8 protein-coding genes are annotated in these 14,247 nt (G+C 63.1%); all 8 read left to right on the top strand.

Annotated features, from left to right (window positions below):
• Positions 1 to 280: 280 nt before the first annotated feature.
• The 8 genes from ACIPW4_RS21710 to ACIPW4_RS21675 all read left to right on the top strand — a co-directional run bounded on the left by ACIPW4_RS21710 (position 281) and on the right by ACIPW4_RS21675 (position 14,115).
• On the top strand, positions 281 to 1,477 hold the full coding sequence (locus ACIPW4_RS21710; protein WP_400661362.1) for an aromatic amino acid transaminase: 1,197 nt from the start codon (positions 281 to 283) through the stop codon (positions 1,475 to 1,477).
• Positions 1,478 to 1,700: 223 nt separating this feature from the next.
• Positions 1,701 to 2,612 (top strand): RHS repeat-associated core domain-containing protein, encoded by a 912-nt coding sequence (locus ACIPW4_RS21705; protein ID WP_400661361.1) that lies wholly within the window; start codon positions 1,701 to 1,703, stop codon positions 2,610 to 2,612.
• Positions 2,613 to 2,839: 227 nt separating this feature from the next.
• The gene (locus tag ACIPW4_RS21700; RefSeq protein WP_400661360.1) at positions 2,840 to 4,120 is read left to right on the top strand and encodes a serine/threonine transporter; all 1,281 of its coding nucleotides are present in this window, start codon (positions 2,840 to 2,842) and stop codon (positions 4,118 to 4,120) included.
• A 166-nt stretch (positions 4,121 to 4,286) separates the two neighbouring features.
• Positions 4,287 to 4,787, top strand: coding sequence for a thiol peroxidase (gene tpx / locus ACIPW4_RS21695; protein WP_400661358.1), 501 nt, complete (start codon positions 4,287 to 4,289; stop codon positions 4,785 to 4,787).
• A gap of 346 nt (positions 4,788 to 5,133) precedes the next feature.
• Positions 5,134 to 6,432 (top strand): MdtA/MuxA family multidrug efflux RND transporter periplasmic adaptor subunit, encoded by a 1,299-nt coding sequence (locus ACIPW4_RS21690; RefSeq protein WP_400661357.1) that lies wholly within the window; start codon positions 5,134 to 5,136, stop codon positions 6,430 to 6,432.
• Positions 6,429 to 9,527, top strand: coding sequence for an MdtB/MuxB family multidrug efflux RND transporter permease subunit (locus tag ACIPW4_RS21685; RefSeq protein WP_400661356.1), 3,099 nt, complete (start codon positions 6,429 to 6,431; stop codon positions 9,525 to 9,527). Before ACIPW4_RS21690 ends, ACIPW4_RS21685 begins: the two co-directional genes overlap by 4 nt.
• Positions 9,524 to 12,631 carry an efflux RND transporter permease subunit gene (locus ACIPW4_RS21680; protein ID WP_400661355.1) on the top strand — a complete coding sequence of 1,036 codons (3,108 nt, stop codon included), beginning with the start codon at positions 9,524 to 9,526 and terminating at the stop codon, positions 12,629 to 12,631. The genes ACIPW4_RS21685 and ACIPW4_RS21680 overlap by 4 nt, the downstream gene beginning before the upstream one ends.
• On the top strand, positions 12,628 to 14,115 hold the full coding sequence (locus tag ACIPW4_RS21675) for an efflux transporter outer membrane subunit (protein ID WP_400661354.1): 1,488 nt from the start codon (positions 12,628 to 12,630) through the stop codon (positions 14,113 to 14,115). The genes ACIPW4_RS21680 and ACIPW4_RS21675 overlap by 4 nt, the downstream gene beginning before the upstream one ends.
• Positions 14,116 to 14,247: the final 132 nt, after the last annotated feature.

Here is a 14,247-nt window from a genome sequence, read left to right as displayed (position 1 = left end):
TTTCAAGTGCGATGCTTCACGCCTGAAGGCAACGGAAAACGCTGGGAGGCTGGCTCCTCAAAGAAATTGCCTCCTGCCATAGAATCTCCCACAGGGTTATCACCGCCCTTGATACCTGTGCGGACTCTGTGGGGGGTTACCCGCGAAGAATCCAGCACGAATCCCCAGCTGTGCAAAGTTGCATAGACAACCTTGCACTTATGTGATGTTCCTTGGGCCCGACTCCGGGTATCCTCAGGGCAGTCATTCCGAACTGTCCTGATCCAAGGAGCTGCACGCTGTGTTCAAACATGTCGATGCCTACGCCGGCGACCCGATCCTCTCGTTGATGGAAACCTTCAAGGCCGACCCGCGCGCCGACAAGGTCAACCTGAGCATCGGCCTGTATTACGATGAGGCCGGCGTGGTGCCGCAGCTGGCAGCAGTCGATGCCGTAGAAAAGCGCATCGCAGGCCAGGCCCATGAAGCCTCGCTGTACCTGCCGATGGAAGGCCTGGCCAGCTACCGCCAGGCCATCCAGGCGCTGCTGTTCGGTGCCGACCACCCGGCCGTGACCGGCAAACGCGTGGCCACCGTGCAGACTGTTGGAGGCTCCGGTGCGCTGAAAGTCGGTGCCGACTTCCTCAAGCGCTACTTCCCGCAGTCGGAAGTCTGGGTCAGCAACCCGACATGGGATAACCACCGCGCGATCTTCGAAGGCGCCGGGTTCAAGGTGCACACTTACCCGTACTTCGACCAGGCCAGCCGTGGCGTCGATTTCGATGGCATGCTGCAGACCCTGCAAGGCCTGCCGGCCAACAGCGTGGTGCTGCTGCACCCGTGCTGCCACAACCCCACTGGCGCCGACCTCGAGCAGGGCCAGTGGCAACAAGTGGTGGAAGTGGTCAAGGCGCGTCAGCTGATCCCGTTCCTCGACATCGCCTACCAGGGCTTCGGCGAAGGCCTGGTGGAAGACGCCTTCGCCATCCGCGAAATGGCCCGTGCCGGTGTGCCGTGCCTGGTCAGCAACTCGTTCTCCAAGATCTTCTCGCTGTACGGCGAGCGGGTAGGGGGCCTGTCGGTGGTCTGCGACGACGAAGCCACCACCCAGAGTGTACTTGGCCAGCTCAAGGCAACCGTGCGTCGCAACTACTCCAGCCCGCCTAACTTCGGTGCCCAGCTGGTGGCCGGCGTGCTCGGCGATGCCGAACTGAACGCCAACTGGGCGGCAGAAGTGGAAGTGATGCGCAAGCGTATCCTCGACATGCGCCAAGCCTTGGTCGATGCCCTGGCGGTGCTGCTGCCAGGCCAGGACTTCCAGTTCTTCCTGCGCCAGCGCGGCATGTTCAGCTATACCGGCTTCAGCGTCGAGCAGGTGCGTCGCCTGCGTGACGAGTTCGGCGTGTACCTGATCGACAGCGGCCGGGTGTGCATGTCCGGCCTGCGTCCGGCCAACCTGCAACGGGTTGCCGAAGCCTTCGCTGCTGTTCAGAAGTAAAGCAGTATCGGGCCGCATTGCGGCCCTTTTTCTACATGAAGCGCTCCCCCTTTGCACCTGCCCGTATAGATAAATATCGCCGCCCTCGAACAGGTCTGCACGAACAACAGTACCTGTTATTTCTGCCAGTTGAGCCCCGATGCCGAACTGCCAATACTGGCGCAGTGGTAAGTGAACTCAGAGGCAAGGGCGAAAAGTGTATCTATTTTACTGCGCAGGAAGAGTGCACATCCTCAAGTCAGAGCATAGTGTTCGGCAGCTCATTCGACATGATAGGCAAGTCCTTGTAGAGTGGAGTGCTGTTACCCGCATGGCGTGGGGAGATAAGCAGGCTTCAGTTCTTGGGGTGAAGGAGCCGGAAGGGGGTCATGGAATTAGCTACAGCGCCTACGGCGCACATGAATTTTCTGCTGAATCGGCAGGTATCATCGGCTTTTCAGGGTATTACTTCGACGCACTGTCCACGCACTATCTGCTGGGTAACGGTTATCGTAGCTACAGCCCCAGGATGATGCGTTTTTTGTCACCCGATAGCCTTAGTCCCTTTGGTCGAGGTGGCCTGAATGCGTATGGATACTGTGGCGGAGATCCGATCAACCGAATTGATCCAGATGGGCAATGCTGGGAATCGGTGTTGACTGTCAAAGTCAAAAAATTCATCGTTAAAAAAAAATCCCATTCCGTGCAGGGATTTATGAAATCCAGGGTAGGCGAGGAGAGGGAGTATGCCGAAATTGCAGATTTTACTGCAAACTTCAAGAAAAGATTTGATGCTACACCTACGGAGAGGTTAAATCTTGGCAGTATGGATGGTGTTCCGCGCATGGAAGAAGTCGAAGCGATGCTTCTGTATCGGTCTATGAAAAAGGCTAAATCCGACTACATGGCGCTTGCTAATGATTACGATTTCATTTCGAGAGGTGTGTTTCCCGAGCAGAAAGAGGAAGTTGTAAAGAGGGTGCAGAAGTTACAACGTGTTCGAGATCCGAACATTCCAATGCAGGCGGATGATAGAGAATTCCAGCGCGCACACGAAAAAAATGTGAAGAAAATTGATGGTTGGCTCAAGGCTTTCAAAGCGCGGCGAGATGCACACGCCATCGGGTTAGCTGACCGACTGAGGCGTCAGGTGTAACTTTTAAATGTTACGAGCGCTACGGCAGATGGGACCGGTCATCTCATTCCGACGAGCTCGTCGGTGCAACCCTTGTCACGACAAGTGCAACCGCTTCTCGGAAAAGGGCTTCGCAAGTGCAACCTTTCGGTGCACAATCGCGACCCTCTTTCCCGGTTGAGTTGGGCGATAACGCAATTTCGCCATTCTCAGCCTGTTGCAGTCTTGCGAGTGGAGCTTCACCCGGAATGAATGAGCAGGCCCCAAGCGTTGAACAACGCTTCGTAGAATCGACCCCCGCCACCCTCGGCAGCTGGTCGCGTAACGACACCACCTGGATGCTGGGCCTGTTCGGCACAGCCATCGGCGCGGGGACCTTGTTCCTGCCGATCAACGCTGGCCTCGGCGGCTTCTGGCCGTTGCTGATCCTGGCCGCGCTGGCCTTCCCGATGACCTACTTCTCCCACCGCGCGCTGACCCGTTTCGTATTGTCCGGGCGCAGCGGCGGCGACATCACCCAAGTGGTCGAAGAGCACTTCGGCATCAAGGCCGGTGCGCTGATCACCGTGCTGTACTTCTTCGCGATCTTCCCGATCCTGCTTATCTATAGCGTGGCGCTGACCAACACCGTCAGCAGCTTCATGGAGCACCAGCTGCACATGGCGCCACCGCCACGGGCCATCCTGTCGTTCGTGCTGATCCTCGGCCTGCTGGCGATCGTCCGCTGTGGCGAGCAGGCCACGGTCAAGGTCATGAGCCTGCTGGTCTATCCGTTCATCGTTGCCGTGGCGCTGCTGGGCCTGTACCTGGTCCCGCACTGGACCGGTGGCATCCTCGACAGCGCCGCCCAGGTGCCGTCGAGTTCGGCCTTCCTGCATACCTTGTGGCTGGCCATTCCGGTGATGGTGTTCTCGTTCAACCATTCGCCAATCATCTCGGCCTTCGCCGTCGACCAGAAGCGCAGCTATGGCGAGCATGCCGACGAGCGCAGCGGCCAGATCCTGCGCCGCGCCCACCTGCTGATGGTGGTGATGGTGCTGTTCTTCGTCTTCAGCTGCGTGCTCACCCTGAGCAGTGCCCAGCTGGCCGAAGCCAAAGCGCAGAACCTGTCGATCCTGTCGTACCTGGCCAACCACTTCAGCAACCCGACCATTGCCTTTGCCGCGCCGCTGATCGCCTTCGTCGCCATCGCCAAGTCGTTCCTGGGCCACTACATCGGCGCCAGCGAAGGCCTGAAGGGCATCATCGCCAAGACCGGTGCACGCCCAGGCGCCAAGACCCTGGACCGCGTGGTTGCCGCGCTGATGCTGGTGGTCTGCTGGATCGTCGCCACCCTCAACCCGAGCATCCTCGGCATGATCGAATCGCTCGGCGGCCCGATCCTCGCCGTGCTGCTGTTCCTGATGCCGATGTACGCCATCCGCCGCGTGCCGTCGATGCGCAAGTACAGCGGTGCGTTGTCGAACGTGTTCGTGGTGGTGATCGGTGTGGTTGCGCTGACCTCGGTGGTGTACGGCCTGATCAGCTGACTGATTGCCTGTAACTGAGGATGCCCGGAGGGTTTGTCACCATCCGGGCATTTTTTTGTCCACAGAAATTGTCTGGCAATAGAACAATTTCAATGTACCCATAGGCACCCGACCGCCTTCATGCTTAACTCAGTGTCCTTTTCAAACCCCGCATAAGGATTTCGACATGGCTCAAGTGACCCTCAAAGGCAACCCGGTTCAGGTCAAAGGCAACCTGCCACAGGCCGGCGCTCAGGCTCCGGCTTTCTCACTGGTCGGTGAAGGCCTGGCTGACAAGTCGCTGAAGGACTACGCCGGCAAGCGCAAGGTGCTGAACATCTTCCCAAGCGTCGACACCCCGACCTGCGCCACGTCCGTGCGCAAGTTCAACGCCCAGGCCAACGACGTGGCCAACACCGTGGTCCTGTGCATCTCGGCCGACCTGCCGTTCGCCCAGGCGCGCTTCTGCGGTGCCGAAGGCCTGGAGAACGTGAAGAACCTGTCGACCCTGCGTGGCCGCGAGTTCCTCGAAAACTACGGCGTTGCCATCGCCGACGGCCCGCTGGCCGGCTTGGCTGCCCGTGCTGTCGTCGTACTGGACGAGAACGACAAGGTGCTGCACAGCGAACTGGTTGGCGAAATCGCTGAAGAGCCGAACTACGATGCAGCCCTGGCTGTGCTGAAGTAAGGATTGCTTGGGGTGGCGCGAGTTGAGGATGCCTGTGCCGGCCCTTTCGCGGGCGCGCCCGCTCCCACAGGTACGGCGCAGACTAAAAGACCTGTGATACCCCTGTGGGAGCGAGCGCGCCCGCGAAAGGGCCGGCACAGGTAAAGGAACTCTTCCACCCGGCACAGCTCCAAGCAATACCCTGTAACGGCCCGGAACCTTTTCCGGGCCGTTTTCGTTTAAAGTTCAACCTTTTGGCAACGTAAGGCAAAGGTAAACCTCTGGTAAAGAGCCTTTGCTATAACGATGCCAGTGCTTATCGTTCAACCTCCCAAGCCGCCATTTCCGAACAAGGTTCGTTCAACCCATGCAAGTGTCCAAATCCCGATCCCCTCGTCGCTGGCTCGTCGGCCTGCTGATCCTGCTGCTTGTGGCCCTGCTGGCCTGGTGGCTGTGGCCTGCGGCAACGCCTGCCCACAAAGAGGCCAGTGGGGGGCGCGGTGGCAAAGGCATGGGCGGCCGGCCAGGGTTCGGCGGCTCCACCGACCCGGTGCCGGTGCGCGTCGAGCCAGTGCGGGTAGGTGATTTCCCGCTCTACTACAAGGCCCTGGGCACGGTCACCGCGACCAACACGGTGAATGTGCGCAGCCGCGTGGCGGGTGAGCTGGTGAAGATCCACTTCAAGGAGGGCCAGCAGGTCAAGGCCGGCGACCTGCTCGCTGAAATCGACCCGCGCCCGTACCGTATCGCCCTGCAGCAGGCCGAAGGCACCCTGGCGCAGAACCAGGCGCAGCTGAAGAACGCCCAGGTCGACCTGGCCCGCTATAAAGGCCTGTTCGCCCAGGACAGCATCGCCAAACAGACCCTCGACACCTCCGAAGCCCAGGTCGCGCAGTTCCAGGGGCTGGTCAAGACTAACCAGGCGCAGGTCAACGATGCCCGCCTGAACCTCGATTTCACCCAGATCCGCGCGCCTATCAACGGCCGCGTGGGCCTGCGCCAGCTCGACCTGGGCAACCTGGTGGCGGCCAACGACACCACCGCCCTGGTGGTGATCACCCAGACCGAGCCGATCAGTGTCGCCTTCACCCTGCCGGAAACCGAGCTGAGCACCGTGCTCGAGCGTTACCGCAGCGGCGCCAGCCTGCCGGTCGAGGCCTGGGACCGTAGCGACAGCAAACTGCAGTCGACCGGGGTGCTGGGCAGTATCGACAACCAGATCGACACCACCACCGGCACCCTGAAGTTCAAGGGCCGCTTCGAGAACAAGGACCTGGCCCTGTTCCCCAACCAGTTCGTCAACGTGCGCCTGCTGGCCGACACCCTCAAGCAGGTGGTCATGGCCCCGGCAGCGGCCGTGCAGTTCGGCAACGATGGCACCTTCGCCTACGTGGTCAACGAGCAGAGCACGGTCAATATCCGCAAGCTCAAGGTCGGCGCCAGCGATGGCGAGAACAGTGTCATCCTGGAGGGGCTCAAGGCCGGCGACCGCCTGGTGCTGGAAGGTACCGACCGCCTGCGCGAAGGCACCAAGGTCGAGGTGGTCGACGACAGCTCGCAAGTACCGACCACGCCGGGCCAGCACCTGCAGGGCCAGGAGGCCAAGGGTTCGGCCCAAAGCGATGAAACGTCTTCCGGCAAAGCGGCAGCCAAGGCGGGCGCATGAACCTGTCACGCCTGTTCATCCTCCGCCCGGTCGCCACCACGCTGAGCATGCTGGCCATCGTCCTGGCCGGCCTGATCGCCTACAAGCTGCTGCCGGTGTCGGCCTTGCCCCAGGTCGACTACCCGACCATCCGGGTCATGACCCTGTACCCGGGCGCCAGCCCGCAGGTCATGACCAGCGCGGTCACCGCGCCGCTGGAACGCCAGTTCGGCCAGATGCCGGGCCTCGAACAGATGGCTTCGACCAGCTCTGGCGGCGCCTCGGTGCTGACCTTGCGCTTCAACCTGGACATGAACATGGACGTTGCCGAGCAACAGGTGCAGGCCGCGATCAACGCCGCCAGCAACCTGCTGCCCAGCGACCTGCCGGCACCGCCGGTGTACAACAAGGTCAACCCGGCCGACACGCCGGTGCTGACCCTGGCTATTTCCAGCAAGACCATGCCGCTACCCAAGCTCAACGACCTGGTCGACACCCGCGTGGCGCAAAAGCTCGCGCAGATCAGCGGTGTGGGCATGGTCAGCATCGCCGGCGGCCAGCGCCAGGCGGTGCGGATCAAGGTCAATGTCGATGCGCTGGCCGCCAACGGCCTCAACCTCGACGACGTGCGTACCCTGGTCGGTGCGTCCAACGTCAACCAGCCCAAGGGCAACTTCGACGGCCCGACCCGGGTGTCGATGCTCGACGCCAATGACCAACTGCGTTCCCCCGAGGAGTACGCCAACCTCATCCTCGCTTACAACAATGGCGCGCCGCTGCGCCTGCGCGATGTCGCCGAGATCGTCGACGGCGCCGAGAACGAGCGCCTGGCGGCCTGGGCCAACCAGAACCAGGCCGTGCTGCTGAACATCCAGCGCCAACCGGGTGCCAACGTCATCGAGGTGGTTGACCGCATCAAGGAGCTGCTGCCCTCGATCACCGATAACCTGCCGGCCGGTCTCGATGTGTCGGTGCTCACCGACCGTACCCAGACCATCCGCGCGGCGGTCAAGGACGTGCAGCATGAACTGCTGATCGCCATCGTGCTGGTGGTGATGGTCACCTTCGTGTTCCTGCGTCGCTTCAACGCCACCCTCATTCCCTCGATCGCCGTACCGTTGTCGCTGATCGGTACCTTCGGCGTGATGTACCTTGCCGGCTTCTCGGTCAACAACCTGACGCTGATGGCCCTGACCATCGCCACCGGCTTCGTGGTCGACGACGCCATCGTCATGCTCGAGAACATCTCGCGCCACATCGAGGAGGGCGAGACACCCCTGCAGGCGGCGCTCAAGGGCGCCAGGCAGATCGGCTTCACCCTGGTCTCGCTGACCTTCTCGCTGATCGCCGTACTGATCCCGCTGCTGTTCATGGCCGACGTGGTTGGCCGGTTGTTCCGCGAATTCGCCATCACCCTGGCGGTGGCGATCCTGATTTCCCTGGTGGTGTCGCTGACCCTGACCCCGATGATGTGCGCGCGCCTGCTCAAGCGTGAGCCCAAAGAGGAAGAGCAGGGCCGTTTCTACCGAGCCAGCGGTGCCTGGATCGACTGGCTGATCGAACACTACGGACGTGGTCTGCAGTGGGTGCTCAAGCACCAGCCGCTGACCTTGCTGGTGGCCGTGGCCACCCTGGCACTCACCGTGCTGCTGTACATGGTGGTGCCCAAGGGCTTCTTCCCGGTGCAGGACACCGGGGTGATCCAGGGTATTTCCGAAGCCCCGCAGTCAACCTCGTTCGCCGCCATGAGCGAGCGCCAGCAGGCGCTGAGCAAGATCATCCTGCAGGATCCGGCGGTGCAGAGCCTGTCGTCCTACATTGGTGTCGACGGCGACAACGCCACGCTCAACAGCGGCCGCCTGCTGATCAACCTCAAGCCCCATGGGGAGCGTGATGTCACTGCTGGCGAGGTGATCAGCCGCCTGCAGCCTCAACTCGACAAGCTGGTGGGTATCCGCCTGTTCATGCAACCGGTGCAGGACCTGAGCATCGAGGACCGGGTCAGCCGTACCCAGTACCAGTTCAGCCTGTCTTCGCCGGATGCCGACCTGCTCGCGCAGTGGAGCGGCAAGCTGGTGCAGGCCCTGCAGCAACGCCCGGAGCTGCAGGACGTTGCCAGCGACCTGCAGGACCAGGGCCTGCAGGTGTACCTGGTGATCGACCGTGACATGGCCAGCCGCCTGGGTATCACCGTGGCGCAGATCACCAACGCCCTGTACGACGCCTTCGGCCAGCGCCAGATCTCGACCATCTACACCCAGGCCAGCCAGTACCGCGTGGTGCTGCAGGCACAGGACGCGGCCAGCATCGGGCCTTCGGCGCTGGAGTCGATTCACGTCAAGGCCACCGATGGCGGCCAGGTGCGCTTGTCGGCGCTGGCGCGCATCGAGCAGCGCCAGGCGCAGCTGGCCATTTCGCACATCGGCCAGTTCCCGGCGGTGACCCTGTCGTTCAACCTGGCCCATGGCGCATCGCTGGGCGAAGCGGTCAAGGTGATCGAGCAGGTGCAGCAGGACATCGGCATGCCGCTCGGTGTGCAGACCCGCTTCCAGGGCGCCGCCGAAGCCTTCCAGGCCTCGCTGTCGAGCACTTTGCTGCTGATCCTGGCGGCCGTGGTGACCATGTATATCGTGCTGGGCGTGCTCTACGAGAGCTACGTTCACCCGGTGACCATCCTCTCGACCTTGCCGTCGGCAGCGGTGGGTGCCTTGCTGGCGTTGATCCTCAGTGGCAACGACCTGGGCATGATCGCCATCATCGGCATCATTCTGTTGATCGGCATCGTCAAGAAGAACGCGATCATGATGATCGACTTCGCCCTCGAGGCCGAGCGCAACCAGGGCATGAGCCCGCATGATGCGATCTACCAGGCGGCGCTGCTGCGCTTCCGGCCGATCCTGATGACCACCCTGGCCGCGCTGTTCGGCGCCGTGCCGCTGATGCTGGCCACCGGCTCCGGTGCCGAGCTGCGTCAGCCATTGGGCCTGGTGATGGTGGGCGGCCTGCTGGTCAGCCAGGTACTGACACTGTTCACCACGCCGGTCATCTACCTGTACTTCGACCGCCTGGCCCGCCGCTGGCGCCCGGCCGCTGACGCGCAGCAGGCCGAGGCATGAACCTGTCCGGTCCTTTCATCCGCCGGCCCGTGGCGACCATGCTGCTGAGCCTGGCGATCATGTTGCTCGGCGGCGTCAGCTTCGGGCTGCTGCCGGTGTCGCCGCTGCCGCAGATGGACTTCCCGGTGATCGTGGTGCAGGCCAACCTGTCCGGCGCCAGCCCCGAGGTCATGGCCGCCACCGTGGCCACGCCGCTGGAGCGCAAGCTCGGCAGTATCGCCGGCGTCACCACCCTGACCAGCAGCTCGAACCAGGGCTCGACGCGGGTGATCATCGGCTTCGAGATGGGCCGCGACATCGACGGTGCCGCGCGCGAGGTGCAGGCGGCGATCAACGCCACGCGCAACCTGCTGCCCAGTGGCATGCGCAGCATGCCCACCTACAAGAAGATCAACCCGTCGCAGGCGCCGATCATGGTGCTCTCGCTGACCTCCAGCGTGCTGCAGAAGGGCCAGCTGTATGACCTGGCCGACACCATACTGTCGCAGAGCCTGGCCCAGGTCAGTGGAGTAGGGGAAGTGCAGATCGGTGGCAGTTCGCTGCCGGCGGTGCGCATCGCCGTGGAGCCGCAATTGCTCAACCAGTACAGCCTGTCGCTGGACGAGGTACGCACGGCGGTGGCCAACGCCAACCAGCGCCGGCCCATGGGCTTTGTCGAGGATGCCGAGCGCAACTGGCAGGTGCGGGCCAACGACCAGCTGGAAACCGCCAAGGACTACGAGCCGATCGTGATTCGCCAGTCCAACGGCACCATCCTGCGCCTGTCTGACGTGGCCACCGTCACCGATGGCGTCGAAAACCGTTACAACAGCGGCTTCTTCAACGACCAGAGCGCCGTGCTGCTGGTGGTCAACCGCCAGACCGGCGCCAACATCATCGAAACCGTCGACCAGATCAAGGCGCAACTGCCGGCCCTGCAGTCGCTGCTGCCAGCCAGCGTGCAACTGAACGTGGCGATGGACCGCTCACCGGTGATCAAGGCCACCCTCAAGGAAGCAGAGCATACCTTGCTGATCGCCGTGGTGCTGGTGATCCTGGTGGTTTATCTGTTCCTCGGCAGCCTGCGCGCATCGCTGATCCCCAGCCTGGCAGTGCCGGTGTCGCTGGTGGGCACCTTCGCGGTGATGTACCTCTGTGGCTTCTCGCTCAACAACCTGTCGCTGATGGCGCTGATCCTGGCCACTGGCCTGGTGGTGGACGATGCCATCGTCGTGCTGGAGAACATCTCGCGGCACATCGAGGACGGTCAGCCGCCCATGCGCGCGGCGTTTCTCGGCGCCAAGGAAGTCGGATTCACCTTGCTGTCGATGAACGTTTCGCTGGTGGCGGTGTTCGTCTCGATCCTGTTCATGGGCGGCATCGTGCGCAACCTGTTTCAGGAGTTCTCGATCACCCTGGCGGCGGCGATCATCGTCTCGCTGGTGGTGTCGCTGACCCTCACACCGATGCTCTGTGCGCGCTGGCTCAAGCCCCACCGCGCCGAGCAGACACGCCTGCAGCGCTGGAGCGACAAGGCGCACCAGCGCCTGGTCGGTGCCTACGACCGCAGCCTTGGCTGGGCCCTGCGCCACAGGCGCCTGACGCTGATCAGCCTGCTGGCGACCATCGGCCTGAACATTGCCCTGTACGTGGTGGTGCCCAAGACCCTGATGCCGCAACAGGACACCGGCCAGCTGCAAGGCTTCATCCGTGGCGATGACGGCCTGTCGTTCAGCGTCATGCAGCCGAAGATGGAAATCTACCGCCGCGCCTTGCTCGCCGACCCGGCGGTGGAAAGCGTGGCCGGTTTCATCGGCGGCAACAGTGGCACCAACAACGCCTTCGTGCTGGTGCGCCTGAAGCCCATTGCCGAGCGCCGCGAAGACGCGCAGAAGGTCATCGACCGCCTGCGCAAGGACATGCCCAAAGTGCCGGGTGGGCGGCTGTTCCTGATGGCCGACCAGGACCTGCAGCTGGGCGGCGGTGGCCGTGACCAGACCTCCTCGCAGTACCTGTACACCTTGCAGAGCGGCGACCTGGCAGCCCTGCGCCAGTGGTTCCCCAAGGTGGTGGCGGCCTTGCGCGCGCTGCCCGAGCTGACGGCCATCGACGCCCGTGACGGCTCCGGTACCCAGCAAGTGACCCTGGTGGTCGACCGTGACCAGGCCAAGCGCCTGGGCATCGACATGGACATGGTCACCGCCGTGCTGAACAACGCCTATAGCCAGCGGCAGATCTCGACCATCTACGACAGCCTCAACCAGTATCAGGTGGTGCTGGAGATCAATCCGAAATACGCCTGGGACCCGAGCACCCTCGAACAGGTGCAGGTGATCACCGCTGACGGCGCGCGGGTGCCGCTGTCGACCATCGCCCATTACGAGAACAGCCTGGCCAACGACCGGGTCAGCCACGAAGGCCAGTTCGCCTCCGAAGACATCGCCTTCGACGTTGCCGAAGGCTACAGCCCCGACCAGGCCATGGCCGCGGTGGAGCGGGAAGTGGCCAAGCTCGGTTTGCCCGAGGAAGTGATCGCCAAGCTTGGCGGCACGGCCAGCGCGTTTGCCGCGACCCAGGAAGGGCAGCCGTTCATGATCCTCGGTGCCCTGGTGCTGGTGTACCTGGTGCTGGGCATCCTCTACGAAAGCTACATCCACCCGCTGACCATCCTGTCGACCTTGCCCTCCGCAGGTGTCGGCGCCTTGCTCGCGCTGTACGCCACCGGCGGCGAGTTCAGCCTGATCTCGTTGCTGGGCCTGTTCCTGCTGATCGGCGTGGTGAAGAAGAACGCCATCCTGATGATCGACCTGGCCCTGCAACTGGAGCGCCACCAGGGCCTGAGCCCGGAGGAGTCGATCCGACGCGCCTGCCTGCTGCGCCTGCGGCCGATCCTGATGACTACCCTGGCTGCCATCCTGGGTGCCTTGCCGCTGCTGATCAGCCGTGCCGAGGGTGCCGAGATGCGCCAGCCGCTGGGCCTGACCATCATTGGCGGGCTCGTCGTCAGCCAGCTGCTGACCCTTTACACGACGCCGGTGGTGTACCTGTACCTGGACCGCCTGCGTCACCGATTCAACCATTGGCGCGGTGTACGCACCGACGCCGCCCTGGACACGCCGCTATGAACTTCGCCCAGACCCCCCTTCACCGTGCCTTGCAGCTGCTGTCCCGTGGGCGGGGCTCACGCCTGGCCGCTGCCGGGCTGTGCGTGGCCATGCTCAGTGCTTGTACCCTGAGCCCGGACTACCATCGCCCGGCGCTGAGCACCCCGGCGCAGTACAAGCAGGCCGAGGGCTGGACCCAGGCCAACCCGTCCGATGCCATCGCCCGTGGCGCCTGGTGGGAGATCTACGGCGATGCCGGGTTGAATGCGTTGGTCGAGGAGCTCAACCGCAGCAACCAGACCGTGGCGCAATCGGAAGCCCAGTACCGCCAGGCCCAGGCCTTGGTGCGCAGTAGCCGGGCGTCGCTGTTCCCCAGCCTGGACTTGACCACCAGCAAGAACCGCTCGGCTCAAGGTACCGGCAGTTCCAGTTCGAGCCTGTCCAACAACAGCAGCGGTATCCGCGACACCTACAACGCGCAGCTCGGCGTCAGCTGGGAAATCGACCTGTGGGGCAAACTGCGCGAGACCATGAACGCTAACCAAGCCAGTGCCGAAGCCAGCTTCGCCGACCTGGCAGCGATCCGCCTCAGCCAGCAGTCGGAGCTTGTGCAGAACTACCTGCAGCTGCGCGTGATCGACGAGCAGAAGCGCTTGCTCGAAGCGACCGTCGCGACCTACGAGCGTTCGCTGCGGATGAACGAAAACCAGTACCGTGCAGGCGTCGCCGGCCCGGATGCCGTGGCCCAGGCGCGTACCCAGCTGAAGTCCACCCAGGCCGACCTGATCGACCTGATCTGGCAGCGTGCGCAATTCGAGAACGCTATCGCCGTGCTGCTGGGCAAGGCCCCGGCGGCGTTTTCCCTGGCCGACAGCAAGCGCATTCCGGCGCTGCCGCAGATTCCGGTGACGCTGCCGTCGCAACTGCTCGAGCGCCGCCCGGACATCGCCTCGGCCGAGCGCAACGTGATGGCCGCCAACGCCAATATCGGTGTGGCGCGTGCCGCGTACTTCCCGGACCTGAGCTTGAGCATGAGCGGCGGGTATTCCAGCAGCAGCTTCAACAACTGGATCGAGTTGCCCAACCGCTACTGGTCGGTGGGGCCGCAACTGGCGCTGACCTTGTTCGACGCCGGCAAACGTAGCGCCGAGGTTGACCGCACCCGCGCGGTGTATGACCAGACTGTGGCGCAGTACCGCCAGACCGTACTCGACGGCTTCAAGGAAGTGGAGAACTTCCTGGTGCAGTTGAAGGTGTACGCGGACGAAGCCGTGGTGCGTCAGGAAGCGCTGGAAGCGGCACGCGAGTCGTTGCGCCTGACCGAGAACCAGTACCGCGCCGGCCTGATCGGCTACTTGGATGTGGTCAATGTGCAGACCACCGCGCTAAGCAACGAACGTAGCGCGCTGACCCTGCTGCAAGGGCGCCTGGTGGCCAGCGTGCAGCTGATTGCTGCACTGGGCGGTGGCTGGGATGCCGAGCAGGCGTTTGCCCAGCAAGAGTGAGCCCCCTGTAGGAGCGGCCTTGTGTCGCGAAAGGGCTGCAAAGCAGCCCCAGGATTTTGGCGTTTGCGCAATAATTGCCGGGGCTGCTTCGCAGCCCTTTCGCGACACAAGGCCGCTCCTACACGATACAGT

This window comes from Pseudomonas sp. NPDC089996, from assembly GCF_044748405.1.
GTDB lineage: Bacteria > Pseudomonadota > Gammaproteobacteria > Pseudomonadales > Pseudomonadaceae > Aquipseudomonas.
Note: the sequence above shows the minus strand (reverse complement) of the source record. Positions and strands in the feature narration are given on the sequence as shown.

Excerpts from the sequence above, each read along its gene's own strand:
- ACIPW4_RS21700 (WP_400661360.1), top strand. The coding sequence starts at position 2,840 with ATGAATGAGCAGGCCCCAAGCGTTGAACAACGCTTCGTAGAATCGACC.
- tpx (WP_400661358.1), top strand. The coding sequence starts at position 4,287 with ATGGCTCAAGTGACCCTCAAAGGCAACCCGGTTCAGGTCAAAGGCAAC.
- ACIPW4_RS21690 (WP_400661357.1), top strand. The coding sequence starts at position 5,134 with ATGCAAGTGTCCAAATCCCGATCCCCTCGTCGCTGGCTCGTCGGCCTG.
- ACIPW4_RS21685 (WP_400661356.1), top strand. The coding sequence starts at position 6,429 with ATGAACCTGTCACGCCTGTTCATCCTCCGCCCGGTCGCCACCACGCTG.
- ACIPW4_RS21680 (WP_400661355.1), top strand. The coding sequence starts at position 9,524 with ATGAACCTGTCCGGTCCTTTCATCCGCCGGCCCGTGGCGACCATGCTG.
- ACIPW4_RS21675 (WP_400661354.1), top strand. The coding sequence starts at position 12,628 with ATGAACTTCGCCCAGACCCCCCTTCACCGTGCCTTGCAGCTGCTGTCC.